General features: G+C 71.9%; 10 protein-coding genes. All 10 read right to left on the bottom strand.

The window, feature by feature from the left end; all coding sequences use genetic code 11:
* Nucleotides 1–24 precede the first annotated feature (24 nt).
* The 10 genes from ADK64_RS27390 to ADK64_RS27435 all read right to left on the bottom strand — a co-directional run bounded on the left by ADK64_RS27390 (nt 25) and on the right by ADK64_RS27435 (nt 16,026).
* Complete coding sequence (locus ADK64_RS27390) at nt 25–2,571, bottom strand: DEAD/DEAH box helicase (RefSeq protein WP_078992860.1); 2,547 nt, start codon at nt 2,569–2,571, stop codon at nt 25–27.
* A 102-nt stretch (nt 2,572–2,673) separates the two neighbouring features.
* Nucleotides 2,674–3,636 (bottom strand): alpha/beta fold hydrolase, encoded by a 963-nt coding sequence (locus tag ADK64_RS27395; RefSeq protein WP_420713044.1) that lies wholly within the window; start codon nt 3,634–3,636, stop codon nt 2,674–2,676.
* A gap of 169 nt (nt 3,637–3,805) precedes the next feature.
* Entirely contained in the window at nt 3,806–5,233 is a 1,428-nt protein-coding gene (locus ADK64_RS27400) for an alkaline phosphatase family protein (RefSeq protein ID WP_053663076.1), read from the bottom strand.
* Nucleotides 5,234–5,487: 254 nt separating this feature from the next.
* Complete coding sequence (gene lysA / locus ADK64_RS27405) at nt 5,488–6,804, bottom strand: diaminopimelate decarboxylase (RefSeq protein WP_234384713.1); 1,317 nt, start codon at nt 6,802–6,804, stop codon at nt 5,488–5,490.
* Between the two features lie 2 nt (nt 6,805–6,806).
* Nucleotides 6,807–8,081: an ATP-grasp domain-containing protein gene (locus ADK64_RS27410; RefSeq protein ID WP_053663078.1), complete on the bottom strand. Its 1,275-nt coding sequence runs from the start codon at nt 8,079–8,081 to the stop codon at nt 6,807–6,809.
* A gap of 44 nt (nt 8,082–8,125) precedes the next feature.
* Nucleotides 8,126–9,643 (bottom strand): class I tRNA ligase family protein, encoded by a 1,518-nt coding sequence (locus tag ADK64_RS27415; protein WP_053663080.1) that lies wholly within the window; start codon nt 9,641–9,643, stop codon nt 8,126–8,128.
* Nucleotides 9,640–10,026 (bottom strand): cupin domain-containing protein, encoded by a 387-nt coding sequence (locus ADK64_RS27420; RefSeq protein WP_053663082.1) that lies wholly within the window; start codon nt 10,024–10,026, stop codon nt 9,640–9,642. The genes ADK64_RS27415 and ADK64_RS27420 overlap by 4 nt, the downstream gene beginning before the upstream one ends.
* A complete protein-coding gene (locus ADK64_RS27425) occupies nt 10,023–11,384 on the bottom strand; it encodes a lysine N(6)-hydroxylase/L-ornithine N(5)-oxygenase family protein (protein ID WP_053663084.1) in 1,362 nt (453 codons plus the stop codon). The genes ADK64_RS27420 and ADK64_RS27425 overlap by 4 nt, the downstream gene beginning before the upstream one ends.
* A gap of 17 nt (nt 11,385–11,401) precedes the next feature.
* On the bottom strand, nt 11,402–11,809 hold the full coding sequence (locus tag ADK64_RS27430) for a cupin domain-containing protein (protein ID WP_053663086.1): 408 nt from the start codon (nt 11,807–11,809) through the stop codon (nt 11,402–11,404).
* Nucleotides 11,806–16,026 carry a non-ribosomal peptide synthetase gene (locus ADK64_RS27435; RefSeq protein WP_053663088.1) on the bottom strand — a complete coding sequence of 1,407 codons (4,221 nt, stop codon included), beginning with the start codon at nt 16,024–16,026 and terminating at the stop codon, nt 11,806–11,808. Before ADK64_RS27435 ends, ADK64_RS27430 begins: the two co-directional genes overlap by 4 nt.
* Between the last annotated feature and the right edge of the window lie 27 nt (nt 16,027–16,053).

Here is a 16,053-nt window from a genome sequence, read left to right on the forward strand (position 1 = left end):
AACCCGCTCCGGCCGATGGACCGTCTATGCCCATCGCATGCCGATGACGGTGAGTTGTTCGATCCGCTCGGGGCTCAGCGTGGCGGCTCTGCTCCGCTGGTTGCTGATCCATGCCCCGAGTCGGAGTTCCCGTTCCTCCTGGTCCTCGCCCTGCCCGTGGCCGATGACGATGCGCTCGACGTGTTTCCTCGGCACGTGAAGATGCCCTTCGCGTTCGTAGAACTGCCGGGCGGCGGCGTAGTTCGTCGTCCACCTGTCGGAGTGCGCACGGCGTGCGGGCGGCTTGTCGTCCTCGTCGGCGGGCTCGATGGCGAGGATGTGTTCGCACATCCACTGCTGCACCCCGGTGAGCCTGTCCCAGCCGAGCCGGACCGACTTCACCCACCGCCCCAGGTCCTCGCCCTGGTGCACGACCACGTTCGGCTCGGTGGGCAGCGTGCCGCCGGACTCCAGGTGGAGCCGGACCAGGTGGAAGGCGCGCTGCCACTCCACGGGCCAGGCCGGGCACCACGACGGGTCGACGTCGTCCAACTGCTCGCGTCGCTCCTCCGAGAGCGCCCCGGCCGGTGACTTCGCCGGGGGCCCCTCGGTGCGGCGCTGCTCGGTCTGCGGTGCCCTGCGGGCGGCGGCCCGCTGGTTCTTCAGCCAGATGCCGATCCGGTAACCCTGGTAGGTGGCGTCCAGCGGTGCCAGGAGGTGTCCGTTCGTGGCAGCCCACCCGCGTGCCGCCGCGAGCCCTTCTTCCCACGCGACGTCGTGGTGCGACCAGACCATGCCGAGCTTCTCGAGCTGTTCGACGCGCTCGGTGCCCAGGGTGCCGCGGGAGTGGAACCGGCGGGCGTCGGCGATCCACTGCCCCAGCGGAAAGCGCGCGAGCGAGGCCGGCCACGCCCGTCCCTCGGTCTCGACCTCCTGGCCCCTGCTGTCGGGCACGCGGTAGGTGAACGGGACCTTCAGGTCGCCGTGCTCGCGCGCGTAGATGACGGCGGCTTCCACACCGCGGCGCCAGTGTTCGTGTTCGGGGTTGAGGACGCGCAGGTTGATGAACGCCGACAGCTGCGCCGGGTCGCGGGGGGTGCTGAACTTCAGCAGGGCCCGCGCCGGCACCGACAGCTTGATGCCGGTGCCGGCGTCCTCGGCCGCTTCGTCGGCCGGGCCTGCTGAGCGGGTTCGCACGCCTTGGGAGCGGCTTCGGGCCTGTGGCTCGGCCAATGCCTCCACGATGCGGGCGTCGTGTGCCCGCAGTGCCTCGAGGAGTCTGGCGAGTCCGTCGTAGGCGCGGGAGGTGAGCATGTTGTCCGCGGTCTCCCCGGGCCCGAGCAGGACCGGTACGACCAGGGAGGCGATCTTGCCCTCTCCCGGCTGGATGCGCAGGGCACGGCCGACGGCCTGGACGAGGTCGGGCATGGAACCGCGCACGTCGGCGAAGTAGACGCTGTCGCAGTTCTTGGTGTCGACGCCCTCGCCGAGGACCTTCACCGACCCCAGGAAGGCCTTGTCGACCCGGCTGTCGTCGTAGGCGGTCCCACGGGCGAACGTGGTGAGGACACGCCGACGGTGCTGAGGTGTGTGGTCGCCGCACAGCCACTCCGCCCAGACCCGCTCCGGATACCGCCCCGGATCGGCGGCGTGCAGCTTTCGGGCGACCTCCGCAAGACCGGCCGCGAACGCCTCCGCCTCCTTCACCACATGGTGGAAGACGAGGGTCCGTTCGAAGCCTTCCTCGGCGCAGGCCTTCAGCAGCGCGGTCTGCAGGGCGGCCAGTCGGGCCCCGCGTACGGCGTCCGAACGCCCTTCCACGCCGAGGAGCCGGGCGGCCTGGAGCTGTGTGTCGGTGATGTCCACGCACACCACCTGATAGGGCGCACAGATGCCCCGGTCGATCGCCTCCGACAGCGTCAGCGTGGAGCAGCGCGCCCCGAACGGGCTGTCGGGGGCGTCGTCCATGGAGGCCACCAGTTCTCCCGGCACCCCCTGCCCCGTGGCCTCGGCTGCGTCGTCGGGCTGCCACAGCCGGGGTGTGGCGGTCATGTACAGCCTGCGCAGGGACGGGATCCGGGTGTTGTCGTGCACGACGGCCCACGGCTTGCCGATCCGCCCCGAGGTGCGGTGTGCCTCGTCCACCACGATCAGGTCCCACCCCGGAAGCCCGGTGGCGTGCGCGCGCTCCAGTGTCCCGAGCCCCAGCGAGGCGTACGTCGCGAACACCGTCACCTTGTCGAACGGCCGCACCCAGGCGACCAGCTCACCCACATCCGTCGTGTTCGGGAAGGACGCCTGGTCGCCGCGCAGGGAGGACACCCCGATCACCGGCCCTCGGCGCCCGCCCTCACGCCAGGCGGCCTCGGTCTGCGCGAGCAGGTCCAGCGAGGGGACGAGGACGAGCACCCGCCCGGCGCGCAGCTCCTCCGCGCTGCGCACCGCGACCAGGGTCTTGCCGGACCCGGTCGCCATGACCACCTGGGTCCGCAGGCCCCGTTCCGGCACCGTCGTCCCGGCCGGCAGCTCCAGTGCGCGCAGCACCGCGTCCACCGCCTCACGCTGATGCGGACGAAGCTCCCGTACTGCCATATCCCATGGGCCTTCTGCTAGAGGCGGCTTTCGGCGCTGCCGGACGCCCGGACACGGAAGCCTAATCCACGGCGTTGCTGCACCATCGGCAACGGCGGATCATCAGGAGTTGGCCTTGAGGAATTCGATCAGGGCGGTGTTGACCTCGTCGGGGCGCTCCTGCTGCGTCCAGTGTCCGCAGCCGGTGAGTTTGATGGGGTCGCGCCAGAGGCTGGGCATGAGGTGGGGGAGTTTTCCGATGAGGTCGGGTGTGCCGGGGAAGGCCGGGACGAGGTCGCGGTCGCCGTAGACGTACAGGGCGGGCCGGGTGATGGTGGCGTTGTCCCAGGCGGCGGTGAGTTCCCAGTTGCGGTCGAGGTTGCGGTACCAGTTGAGGGCTCCGGTGAAGCCGTGGGAGAAGCTTTCGGTGAGGGCGTCGAGGTCGTCCTCGGTGAGCCATGCGGGCAGCACGTCGGGGTCGGGCAGGGTGGCGAGCCAGCCCTGGCCGGGGTCGACCAGCGGCTGCATGACCTCGCCGGTGGGTGCGGCGTCGCCGGAGGCGGCGTAGAAGAACTTGCGCAGCGTGGTGCGCACGTCCCGGCCGAACTCGGCGTCGGCGACACCGGGGCGGTTGAAGTAGTTCCAGTAGAAGCGGCCGTCGAACAGCTTGTCCATGGCGGCCAGCGGCGGCTGCGTTCCCCGGAAGGGCGGTGGCACGCTCAGGCCGGCGACTCCGAGGACCATGTCGGGGCGCAGCAGTGCGGTGTGCCAGGCGACCGGGGCGCCCCAGTCGTGTCCGACGACGAAGGCCTTCTCCTCGCCCAGGGCGTGGATCAGGGCGACGACGTCGCCGACCAGGTGGAGGAGGGTGTAGGCGTCGACGTCGTCCGGGTGGTCGCTGCGTCCGTAGCCGCGCTGGTCGGGAGCGACCACGCGGAACCCGGCGTCGGCCAGGGGGCCGAACTGGTGATGCCAGGAGTGCCATGACTCGGGGAAGCCGTGGAGGAGTACCACCAGGGGGCCGCTGCCTTGCTCGGCGATGTGCAGCTGGATGCCGTTCACGTCGATCATGCGATGCTCAACCATGGCACGAGCGTACGCGTCATGATCTTCGGATCGCGGCGTCGGCCCCGGGCCTGCCGCGAGCCTGCCCCGTTCGCCTCCAGCAGGCCGGGATCCCGGCCGGGGCAGGCAGCACCTGCGTCCGGCCGGGATCCCGAACGGGACAAGGCCCTGAAGGCGCCACAGGGAGGTGTCACACGTGCCGCCGGTGGCCCCTCTCCTGGTGCGGGAAGGTCTGGTCGGCTCCGGGCAGGGTCGGCTTGGGCAGCGTCGCCACCTCTTCCTTCGCCTTTTCCAGCTGCTCCGCGGTGTCGTGGGGGAGCTGGGGCGGGCGGGGGCGGGCGTCGCGGAAGCGGAAGGCGCTCGTGAGGTCGCCGAAGGTGTTGCGGCGCCAACGGCTGATGTTCGGCTCCTCCACACCGGTGAACCGCTCCAGGAACTGCAGGGCGGAGGTGTGGTCGAAGGCCTCGGAAGCGACCCAGCCGCCCACCGTCCAGGGCGAGATGACGATGGCCGGGACGCGGAAGCCGCCGCCGATCGGCAGGCCCTGGATGTACTCGTCCGCCGTCCCCGGCGGTGCGGTCGGCGGGGCCACGTGGTCGAACAGGCCGTCGTTCTCGTCGTAGTTGAGGATGAAGGCCGTCTTGCGCCACACCTTCGGGTTCGACGCGATCGCCTCGATCTTGGAGGCCACGAAGTCGGCGCCGGCCGCCGGGAGGTAGTCGGGGTGTTCCGACTGGTAGCTCGTCGGCATGATCCACGACACGGCCGGAAGGCGGTCGTTGCGGGCGTCGTCCTCGAAGGTGCCCTCGGGCTGCGGGCGTACTCCTCGTTCGTACAGGTCGGAGCCGGGCTGCGCGTTCCTGAAGGCGGCGAACTGCTCCAGCATGTTGCAGCCGTAGTCGTCGTCCTGCTGGTACACCTTCCAGCTGACGCCGGCTGCCTGGAGCCGTTCGGCGTACGTCGTCCAGCGGTACGGCGTCGGCGCGACGTTGCTGATGATCGGACCGCCGTGGGTGCCGCTCGGGTCGATCGAGCCGGTCATCCACATCAGACGGTTGGGCCAGGTGGGGCCGAACACCGAGCAGAAGTAGTTGTCGCAGATGGTGAAGGTCTCGGCGAGCGCGAACTGGAACGGGATGTCCTCGCGCGTGTAGTAGCCCATCACGTACGGGCCGTTGACGCCGTCGGCCTTGCGGTGGGCGGGCAGCCACTGGTCCATCTTGCCGCCGTTCCAGGCCTGGTGCTGCACGGACCAGGCGTGGCTGGTGGACGGGATGGCCTGGGCGCTCGACGTGTGGGTGTCGAGGTGGAAGGGGAGCAGATAGCCCTTCGGGTTCACGGTGTCGGGCTGGTAGAAGACGGACCGGCCGGTGCCGAGCTTCTGCGCGTGCGGGTCGTGGAAGCCGCGGACACCCGACAGGGTGCCGAAGTAGTGGTCGAACGACCGGTTCTCCTGCATCAGCATGACGACGTGCTCGATGTCGCGCAGCGAACCGTTCCTCGGCGGTCCGGCGGCGACGGCCTTCTGGACGCTCGGCGGGAGGAGGGAGAGGGCCGCGGCCCCGCCCAGCGCGCCCGCCGCCGACCCAAGGAGTCTACGGCGTGTCAACTCGGCCATGAATGCCCCTTCTAGAGCAAGAGCAGCTTTCCGCGGTGACGGCCGGCCCGGCGAAAGGCGAGCCCGTCCATTACTCTCTGCCCAGGGCAGCGGGACGCATCAGGGGCGGATGGCGAACATGCGGCCAACGCGCGGGAAGGGGTTGGCCAACCTGTGACCCCCCACACCCGTGCGTTGCCCTGCGGTCGTCGTCCGTTGGGAAAACGATGGCCGCTCCATGTATCAAGCCGCGGCTGTGCTCCGCCCGCGTCGGCTCAGACGCCGGGGTCGAGTTCCGGCGCCAGCAGTTCGGCGATCGTCTGGCGGCGGCGGATCAGCCTGGTCCGGTCGTCGTCCACGAGGACCTCCGGGATGAGCGGACGGGAATTGTAGTTCGAGGACATGCTGGCGCCGTACGCCCCGGCGTCGTGGAACACCACCAGGTCGCCGATCCGGGTGCGGGGCAGCGGCACGGGCTCCACGTCGCCGCCCTCGACCTGGGTGAAGACGTCTCCCGACTCGCACAGAGGGCCGGCCAGGACGGTGTCGCGGGCGTCCTCGTCGCGGAAGACGCCGTCGGCGCCGAGGACGGAGACGCGGTGGTTGCTGCCGTACATCGCGGGCCGCATCAGATCGTTGAACCCGGCGTCGACGAGGACGAAGTAGTTGCTGCCGACGGGCTTCTGCGCGCGGACCTCGGCGGCCAGGACACCGGAGCCCGCCACGAGGAAGCGCCCGGGCTCGATCTCCAGGCGGACCGGGTGGCCCAGCTCGGCGACGAGTTCCCGGCGGGCGGCGTCCCACAGCTCGAAGTAGCGGTCCGTGTCGATCTCCGGGTCGCCCGGCGCGTACGGCACGGACAGGCCGCCGCCCGCCGAGATGGCCCGGACGTCCCGGCCGGCCATCCTGACCTGCTTGACCATGGTCTCGCAGACGGACTCCAGGTGGCTGTAGTCGACCCCGGAACCGATGTGCATGTGCAGGCCGACGAGGTCGAGTCCGTGTCGGTCGACCAGCGCGAGGCTCTCCGCCAGGTGCTCGTGCCAGATGCCGTGCTTGCTGTGTTCGCCACCGGTGTTGGTCTTGCGGCTGTGCCCGTGGCCGAAGCCCGGGTTGATCCGGATCCACACCGGGTGGCCGGGGGAGGCCGCGCCGATCTGGTCGAGCATCTGCGGGGAGCCGGCGTTGACCGGGATGCCCAGCTCGACGACCCTGCGCAGCGTGGAGCGGTTGAGCAGGTCGGCGGTGAAGACGATCGGCTCGTCGGCCCCCTGGACCTGGTAGCCGGCCGCGAGCGCCCGCTCGATCTCGCCCTCCGACACGGCGTCGACGAGCACGCCCTCCTCGCGCATCAGACGCAGGATGTGCAGGTTCGAACAGGCCTTCTGGGCGAAACGGATGACGTCGAAACGGCGCAGCCGGTCGATCTGCGCCCGGATCGTGTCGGCGTCGTACGCCCACAGCGGGGTGCCGTACTCCTCGGCGGCGCGGGCGAGTCGCGACCCGTCGAGGGACCCGGGCAGCCGGGGAAGGGCGGGCGGCTCCTGCGCGGTGGACGAGGCGGCGCGGGTGGAGGCGGATACGGAGGGCATGGTCAGTCCTTCTCGCCGATCATCAGGGCAATGCCGAGATCCTCTTCCAAACGGCGCAGGATCCGCTCGGCCGTCCGAACCACGGACGGATGGTCCGCGCCGCGCAGCATGAAGCGGGCCACGATCTGCCCTGAGCGGACCCGCCGGCCCGGTCCGGTGCCGTAGTCGTCGAAGCCGACGACCTCCAGGACCCCGGGCTCGTCGGCGACCCAGTCCAGCGAGGCACCGGCGGACAGGGTGCCGCCGTCGCGGGCCATGACCTTGCGGCCGCCGACGCAGCCGTCGAGCGCGCCGGGCAGTGCCACCTCGGCACCCGGTTCCAGGACGTCCAGCAGCGCGGAGAAGATGTCCGTGCCGGTGGCGTGCCGGTAGATGGTGGGCAGCGCGCCGCCCATCACCCGCGGATTGACCTCGACCAGGACCGGCCCGCGGTCGGTGACCATGATCTCCAGATGGAACACGCCCAGGTCCAGGCCGATCGCCCGGCACACGTCGATCGCATATGCGACACAGGCGGTGGACTGTTCCTCGGTGAGGTACGCGGGGATGTACGAGCCGAGTTCCACGACCTCGTCCTCGGCCCAGCGGAACCGTCCGGACACCGCGAAGGGGAAGAACTCTCCGTCCTTGGCGCCCAGTTCCACCGAGACCAGCGTGCCGTGCAGGTATTCCTCGACGAGGATGCCGCGGGTGAACTGCTCGTGCCACTGCGGGGGCACCGCGTCCAGACCGGTCAGCACGCCCCGGCAGCCGGCGGTGGCCTCGGTCGCGTCGGTGGCCACGTACGAGAGGAGGCTGTCGGCGCCCGACGGTGGCTTGAGGATCACCGGGTAGCCGATCTCCTCGGCCGCGGCCAGTGCCTCCTGTTCGGTCTCCGCCAGGGCGTACCGGGCCGAGGCGAGCCCGGCCCGGTCCAGGGCGGCCCGGCACCGGTCCTTGCGGCGGGCGGTCAGGACGGCGTCGGTCGCGGTGCCCCGCAGGCCGAGCTTCCGGCAGGCGAGGGCCACGGACTCCGCGCTCAGCTCCAGTTGGCCGGTGACGACGTCGATGGGCTCGACGGCGTGGCAGGCGGCCAGCGCCTCGGTGACGGTCTCGGGGTCGGTGGTCACCAGACCGTCGACCAGGTGGTCCACGGATCCGACGATCCGCAGGTTCTTCTCGGTGGGCGGATAGAAGGGATCGGCGGACTGCAGGTAGGTGACCCGGTGGCCGGCCTCCTTGGCCAGCCGGATCGCTTCGAGCGCGGCCGGGTTGGAGTCGACGAACGCGATGTGCATGGGTTTTGCCTAGCGGTTGGTTGTGGGCGATGGGGGAGGGACGCTCAGACGGTGACGGGGAGGAGATCCGCCAGCTGTGGGACGGTGCCCGGCGCGGCGGCCGCGTACCGGGCCTCGATCACCGCGGCGAGGCCGGGCATCACAGGCGCCGCCTGGGCGGCGAAGGCGCGCAGACCGGCGACGGCGAGCCCCGGGTCGTCGGCCGCCCGGGCGGCGAGCAGCGCGAGCAGGTTGGCGCTGGTCTCCGCGGCCAGGCGCAGCGAGAAGGTCTCCAAGGTGTACGCCCGCCGCATCCGGTCCCGGTAACGCTCCAGCAGCGCCTCGGTCTCCGGCCGGGCCGACACCTGCCGTCCGGCGTGCGGGGCCAGCGCCGTCGCGAGCGTGTGCAGCGGCTCGTGCAACCGGGTGCGCACGCTCCGCAGGAACTCGTCCTCGGAGAAGTTGGACGGCTGGTGCTCCGGATTGCCGAGCGCGAGGTGGAACCGCACGGTGTCCGGACCGTACTTGCCCACCAGGTCGCGGGCCCAGATCAGATGGCGCCGGCTGGTGGAGAACTTCGATCCGTCCAGGTGGTAGAACTCGTTGGTCACGATCGCGGTCGGCTCGACCAGTCCGCCGTGGGCGAGGATCAGCCCGAGATGGGCGAACGAGAAGTAGAACGTGTTGTCGTAGCCGAGGAACTGCACCAGCTCGAAACCAGAATCCCGGGTCCACACGCCCGTGGGCGTCTGCGGGCTGCGGCTGAGCCGCGCGGACTCCGCCATGTGCACCAGACCCGGCAGCATCTCGGCCCATACGTTGATCACCTGCCCGTCGAAGCCGTCGATCCCGACCGGGATGCCCCAGTCGGCCGGGTAGGTGACGGGGAAGTCCGGCAGTGGCCGGGACAGCATCTCCTCGACGAAGCGCAGCACGTGCGGGCGCATCGTCGCACGGCGCCTTCGGTAGAACTCCGTGAACTGCTCGCGGTACTCCTCCAGCGGAAGGACGAGGATCTCCACCTCGCGCGGCTCGGTGACGGAGCGTTCCGCGCCGGTGGACGCGGCGAACAGCAGTGAGCCGACGTCGTTGGGGTGCCCGCAGTTCTCGCAGATCGCGCCGCAGGTGCCGGCCAGGCACTCGGGGCAGTACCCGGTGGCGAACGCCTCCAGGAGACAGCGGCCGGTCTGCGCGCAGTACGGGAACGTCCACGTGCGGGTCACCAGCCTGCCCGCGCGGTACAGCCCGGCGAAGAACTCCCGTACCTCGTCTCGGTACCCGTCGTCGGGGCTGGTGAAGGCGTCGATGTCGATGCCGGCGAGCTCCAGCGTCCCGGCGATGTCGCGGTTGCACCGCGCGGCGAGCTCGACCGGGTCGAGGCCCAGGCGCTGCGCGGTGGTGACCACGTACGTCTGGTGGTCATCGCCCCCGGACGCGTACAGCACCGTATGTCCCAGCATCCGCTGCGCGCGGCTGAACACGTCCGCGCCCAGATACGGGCCGGACAGGTGGCCGACGTGCAGATCGCCGTTGGTGGTCGGGGGAGTGGCGGTGACCAGGAAGTGGCGCGGGGTCTGTGTCATCGGTTGCCTCCCTGGGCCTCGGAGCGTGCGGGCTGTTCGCCGAACGGGCCGAGGGACCACACCGAGACCAGCTCCAGTTCCTCGGTGTCCGAGGCGTTCTCGAAGTGGTGCGTCTGGTGGGAGCCGACCACGAGGGCGTCACCTGCCGCGATGTCCGTACGCTCCCCGTCGACCTCGACGAGGCCGCTGCCGCGCACCACGTAGAAGTGCTCGTGGTCCCAGTGGGAGTGCGGGGTGGTGACCGTGCCGGGCGCGACGGTGCACACGCCCATGCCGGTGTCCGAGGGCCCGCTGGACCGCCAGGGCAGGATGCGCCGGAACGCGCAGCCGTACTCCTCCTGGGTCACGGCGTCCTGCCGCCGCTGGATCTGGATGCCGCTCACGCGTGGACTCCTTCGAGGACGGGGGTGACAGGGAACTGGGGCCGTTGACCGGCGGCCGGAGCGTCCAGGGACGCGTCGAGGATCTCCCCGGCGCGGTGGGCGAGCAGCGACAGCAGCGTGCTGGTCAGGCCGTGGGTGTGCTCGGCGGCGCCGTGCAGGAAGATCCGCGGCGCGAAGGGCTCGGCGGTGCGCACCGAGTAGTCGCGGTCGACGAGCAGTTCGCCGTCCTCGTCGCGCACCAGATACGGCTCGACGTCCGTCAGCAGGCCGCGCGCCTCGCGGAAGTCGTAGCCGGTGGCCAGCACCACCGCGTCGTAGCGCTCGGTGCGGGTCTCGCCGGTCAGCAGGTCGCGCACGGTGGCCGCGGCCTGGTCGCCCTCGGCGTGGGCACCGGCCAGCTCGGTGAACCGGCACAACCGCAGCCGCTCGCCGCCGTGCACCTGCTGGTCGTAGAGCAGCTCGGCGACGGCGACGATGTCCTCCTCGTCGACGGCCGCGTAGTTGGTGGCCTTGAGGTCGGCGAGGATGTCGCGGCGGCGCGTGGTGTCGGCGCCGTGGAACAGGTCGACCGACGCCGGGTCGAAGATGGCGTTCGCCAGGGCGCTGCTGTTGGCCGGCATCAGCGCGAAACCGCGGTGCGCCAGGGTCACTTCCGCGGCCGGGAACTCGCCCGCGAGGTACCGGAAGATCTCCGCGGCACTCTGCCCGGCGCCCACCACCAGGAATCGGTAGGGCAGTTCACGGCCGCGCTCGTGGAAGGAGCGGACGCGGCCGAGGAAGGAACTGCTGTGGAAGACGGTGCCGTCCCGCAGGGTGCTCGCCTCGACGCCGGGCGGGACGATCGGGGTGCCGCCGGGCGCCAGCGACACATGGTCGGCGGAGACGGTGTGCCGGGCGCCGTCCGGGCCGCGGTAGTCCACCTCCAGCCGTGTGACCCGCCCGTCGGATCCGCTCACCGGACGGATCCGCTCGGCGCTGCTCCCGTACGTGACGTACGAGGCGAGCTGCTCGGCGGCCCAGCGGAAGTAGTCCACGTACTCCCGCCGGGTCGGATTGAGCGTGCCGAGGTTGAGGAACGGCTCCAGCCTTCCCTTGGACACCAGGTAGTTGACGAAGCTGTACGGGCTGGTCGGGTCCCGGGGCGTGACCAGGTCCTTGAGGAAGGCGACCTGCATCCGGGCACCGGGCAGCAGCATGCCGGGGTGCCAGGAGAAGGCGTCCTTGGACTCCAGGAAGTGCAGGGACGTCCCGGCCGCCCCGGCCGAGGCGTGCAGCGCGCTCATGGACAGATGCGAGGGGCCGAAGCCGATGCCGAGGAGCCGGTGGTGCGGGGCTTTCCCGGGACAGGCAGGGGTCATGGGTATCTCTCCCTGGGTCAGCCGGCCTGGACGGCGGGGCCCGGCCGGCCACCGCCGACCGGTCGGTAGTGGGCGTAGAACTTCTTGGTCGGCTCCAGGACTTCCCAGGTGCCGGTGAACCCGGCGGGGACGACGATGGTGTCCCCGGGCAAAAACGTACGGGCGTTGCCCTCGTCGTCGGCGATGATCACCCGGCCGTGGAGCATGTGGTAGAACTCGTCCTCCTCGTACACCGCCCGGAACTTGCCCGGGGTGCTCTCCCAGACGCCCGAGGTGAAGGCACCGTCGGGGCTGGTGAAGTGCAGGGTGTTGGTGATGGCCAGCTCGCCGGAGATCCAGCGGTCCGGGCCCTTTTGGACGTCGCGCACGCGCTCCGGCTCGGACTCGCCGAAGACGACGATGTCCTTGATCGTTCTGCTGGTCATGCCGATCCCTTCGATATCTGGGTGTGCAGGAGGTCCGCGAGGAGCCGGGCGGCGGCCCCGCGGACCACCGAGTAGTGCGTCTCGGGCAGCGGCCGCACCACCGCGCCGCACGGGACGAGGCCCGTCGGGTGCAGGTGCAGCGGCGTCAGTCCCCGGAAGGTGTCCGGGCGTTCCCGCTCGGCCGGTACGACCAGCAGCGGACGGCCCGGCGGCAGCGGCCGCGGCCGGTGGCCGAGCAGCAGCCGGTACAGGGCGCGGTACTGGCCGTACAGCTCACGCAGGTCCTCCGGTGACTCGTCCGGCAGATGCGTCGCGGCCAGGTGGGCGAACGGGTCCGGGTGCCCGGCGGGTACGGAGATCTCCACCGCGGCGTCGCCTCGCTGTCCGAGGTGGTCGGTGAAGAAGCCGACGGCGGCGGCGGACTCGTCGAAGTCCATGCCCTCGGCGGCGGCCACGAAGCTGTCCACCAGGGTCAGCGACAGCGGCTGGACGAGGTCCGTGCGGCGGGCTGTCTCCGCCGCGAGGACACCGCCCATCGACCAGCCCACCAGATGGACACCACGGCCCAGCGAGGCGAGCGCGGTCGCGTACTCGGCCGCCAACTCTGCCAGACTGTCCGGGAGTTCACCGCAACTCGGGGACTGCAGGCCGTACACCGCGTACGCGGCGGGCAGTGCGTCGATCACGTCGCGGTAGCCGAGCAGGTGCCCGCCCACCGGGTGGACCAGCACCACGACCGGCCCGTCCCCCGGCCTGATCGGCACCAGCAGCCCGTCGACGCGCTGGTCGAGCAGCGCGCACTGTCCGGCGATCGTGCTCGCCTCGAAGAGGCTGGACAACGGCAGCCGTACCCCGAACTCCTCCGCGATCCGGCGCACCAGCCGCACGGCCAGGACCGAACTGCCGCCGCTGGCGAAGAAGTCGTCGTCGACCGAGCGGACGGCCGTACCGCACACCTCCTGCCACAGCCGGGCCAGCGCGGCCTCCCGCTCGGTGCGCGGCGCACGACCGGACATCCCGACCTGTCTGCCGGCCCCCTCCTCATGGACCGCGTCCTGCCCGGCGAGGGCGAGCAGCGCCCGCGTGTCCCGCTTGCCGTTGGCGGTCAACGGCAGCGCCGCGACGCTGTGGAAGGCACTGGGCACCGCGTACGAGGGCAGGGCCGCGCCGAGCTGTGCGCGCAGCGCCGCCGGGTCGAGGACCGCGGCACCGTCCGCCGTCCCCGTGTCGGGGGACCCGGGTACGACGAAGGCGGTCAGGCGGGCGGCGGCACCGGTACCGGTGACGACACAGGCCGCCGCCCGCACCCCGGTCCCCGCCGCCAGCTGCTGCTCGACCTCCAGCAGGTCCACCCGGTAGCCGCGCACCTTGACCTGGCTGTCCACCCGGCCGAGGAACTCCAGCGTTCCGTCGGGCCGGTAGCGGGCGTGATCGCCGGTCCGGTAGAGGCGCTCGCCGGTGCGGGGGTGGTACGGGAAGCGAGCCTCGGTGAGCTCGGGCTGCCCGTAGTACGCCGTGGCGAGGCCGTCGCCGGCGATGAACAGCTCGCCGGGCACCCAGTGCGGCACGTCCGCGAAGTCCGCGTCGAGGACGTGGTAGCGCTGGTTGGCGAGCGGCAGCCCGTACGGGACGGACTTCCAGGACGGGTCGATCCGGTCCACGACGTGGTAGTTGGACCAGATCGACGCCTCGGTCGCCCCACCCAGGGCGATCACCTCGGCCTTGGGGGCGGCCCGCTGGACGCGCTCGGGCAGGCCCAGCGGGATCCAGTCGCCGCTGAGCAGGACCAGCCGCAGCCCACCGAGCACGTCGGCGGCCCGCTCCCCGAGATGGTCGAGCAGCATCTCCAGCAGCGCCGGAACGGTGTTCCAGACCGTGGCGCGGCTCCGCCGGACCCAGTCCGCCCACAGATCGGGGTCGGGGCGGGAGCCACAGGGCGGGACCACGACGGTGCCCCCTGCGTGCAGAGCGCCGAACAGGTCGAACGCCGACAGGTCGAAGTGCAGCTCCGAGAGGGACAGCAGCCGGTCGTCCGGTCCGACGCCGAAGCGCTCGACCATGTCCTGGACGGTGTTGAGCAGCCCGCTGTGCGGGATCGCGACGCCCTTGGGCGCGCCGGTCGAACCCGAGGTGAAGATGACGTACGCGAGGTGGTCCGGGGCGGGCACCGGCAGCGGTACCGGCTCTCCCGACGGGCCGGGCGCGTCGATGGCGAGCGTGGTGACGGGCCCCGGCAGCTCGGCCAGGAGCCGTGCGCCCTCGGCGTCGGCCAGCACCCGGCCGATGCCGTGCCGGCTCAGCAGCGCCTCGACGCGGGCCGGCGGCCAGTCCACGCCGAGCGGCACATAGGTCCCTCCGGCGGCGATCACCGACAGCGCGGCGAGGTACTGGCCGGGGCTCTTGCGTGCCAGGACGCCGACCAGCTCGCCCGGCGCCGTCCCGCACGCGGTCAGCGCCCCCGCCGTCCGTGCCACCCGGTCCGCCGCCTCGCGGTAGGTGAACTCCCCGTCCGCGCCGTGCAACGCGATCCGGTCGGGGGTACGGGACGCGCCCTCGCGCAACCCGTCCAGGACTCCGCCGCCGGGAAACCGGCGCGCGGTGCTGTTGGCCGACCTGCGGGCCGCCAACAGGGTGTCGGGCAGCGCCAGTACGTGCGGGGCCGACCAGGGCGCATCGTCCTCGGCCAGCCGGTGCAACAGGTCGGCGTGGGCCGCCGCCAGTTCCTCGACCAGACCCTCCGGGAAGGCCTCGGCGACGTGATCGAAGGTGCACACCAGCTCCCCGTCCTCCTGCGAGACCTGATGGTCGAGGAGGACCTGCGGGGTGTGCATGGACTTGAAGACCAGGTCCCAGCCCGCGGCCCCGAGATGCGGGGGCAGCGGCTCGGCCGTCGAGTCGTCGAGACCCGAGGCGAACACGAAGGGGCTGCCCACCGGGGTACCCGGACGGTGCCGGCGGGCGCGGCGGGACACCTCGACCCCGGACAGCCAGGTGTGCGCGAGGTCTGCCATCAGCCGCTGCTGGAGCGCGCCGGCCCGCTCGGCGAAGGAGCCGCCCGCGCCGTCGCACTCCAGCAGCAGCGTGCTGCCGAAGTTCCCGACGCAGGTGCCCAGGGCGGGATCGGGCCCCTGCGGGTCCATCGCCAGCATGCCGCGGGTGGCGACGAGAACGGTGAGCAGGAACGACCCCCGGCCCGACCAGCGGCGCAACACCTCGGCGTAGGAGGCGCACAGCACGGTGTTCGCCGACAGACCCGCGGCGCGGGCCCGCGCCCGCAGCCGCTCCCAGACCGGTGCGGGCAGCCGGTGCCGGACACGGGAGAACCGGGCCTCGGCGGGCAGGGACAGCGACGGCAGCGCCGGCGGCCCGGGCAGCAGGGGCGCCCGCCGCTGCCAGTGCGCGACCGCGTTGCGGTACGCCTGGCTGCTCCGGTGCCGGTCCAGGGCGTCGACGTACCGAGCGAAGTACCCGGACGGCACGGGCGCGTCCGCGAACGGCCGGCCCTCGTAGGCGTCCGCCAGATCGCGGCAGACCAGCCCGATCGAGCGGGCGTCCAGGACGAACAGCCGCAGGCACAGCAGGACGAACGTGGTGCCCCGGGCCGAGTAGACCGCACAGCCCAGCTGGGGCCCGTCGGCCAGCGCGGGCAGCAACGCGGCCGCCGTCTCCCGCTCCCGGTGGAACGCCTCCCGGGCCTGTCCGGCGTCCAGGTGCCGCCAGTCCGCCCGGGCCGGGCCCCAGGCGTCGTCGAGCGGGACGATCCGCTGCCGGCCGTCCCCGTCGACCGCGCAGCGCAGCATCTCGTGCCGGGCGAGGACCGCGCGCAGCGCCGCATGCCAGCGCCGGGCGTCGAAGTCGGGGACCTCGAAACCGTGCGCGATGTAGGCGGGGGTGGCCAGCTGCGGGAAGTCCGCCTCACCGACCTGATAGGCGCTCTGGAGGTCGGTCAGCGGGAACGGGCGCCCGGCCGCACCCGCCCCGGCCCCGTCGTCCCGCGCGTGAACGCGGGGGCCTACGAGGCCGGGGTGGGCGGCGATCGCCGTCAGGACGGGCTCCTCGGCGGCCGCGAGACGGCCGAGCAGCTCCGCTGACGTCTCCGGCGGGGCGTCGACGGACAGCCGGCCACGGCGGGAGCGCACCATGACGCCGTGTTCGGCCAGTTCGCCGAGGAGCGCGAGAGTGCCCTGCTCCTGCGTACCCCACCGTGTGTACTCCACCGTGCCGTCCCCTTTCCTGCCTGTGCC

Origin of the sequence: Streptomyces sp. MMG1121, from assembly GCF_001280015.1 — a bacterium.
GTDB lineage: Bacteria > Actinomycetota > Actinomycetes > Streptomycetales > Streptomycetaceae > Streptomyces.

Bases quoted from the DNA above. Each gene is read 5' to 3' on its own strand.
- ADK64_RS27390 (WP_078992860.1), bottom strand. From the start codon at position 2,571: ATGGCAGTACGGGAGCTTCGTCCGCATCAGCGTGAGGCGGTGGACGCG.
- ADK64_RS27395 (WP_420713044.1), bottom strand. From the start codon at position 3,636: ATGGTTGAGCATCGCATGATCGACGTGAACGGCATCCAGCTGCACATC.
- ADK64_RS27400 (WP_053663076.1), bottom strand. From the start codon at position 5,233: ATGGCCGAGTTGACACGCCGTAGACTCCTTGGGTCGGCGGCGGGCGCG.
- lysA (WP_234384713.1), bottom strand. From the start codon at position 6,804: ATGCCCTCCGTATCCGCCTCCACCCGCGCCGCCTCGTCCACCGCGCAG.
- ADK64_RS27410 (WP_053663078.1), bottom strand. From the start codon at position 8,081: ATGCACATCGCGTTCGTCGACTCCAACCCGGCCGCGCTCGAAGCGATC.
- ADK64_RS27415 (WP_053663080.1), bottom strand. From the start codon at position 9,643: ATGACACAGACCCCGCGCCACTTCCTGGTCACCGCCACTCCCCCGACC.
- ADK64_RS27425 (WP_053663084.1), bottom strand. From the start codon at position 11,384: ATGACCCCTGCCTGTCCCGGGAAAGCCCCGCACCACCGGCTCCTCGGC.
- ADK64_RS27430 (WP_053663086.1), bottom strand. From the start codon at position 11,809: ATGACCAGCAGAACGATCAAGGACATCGTCGTCTTCGGCGAGTCCGAG.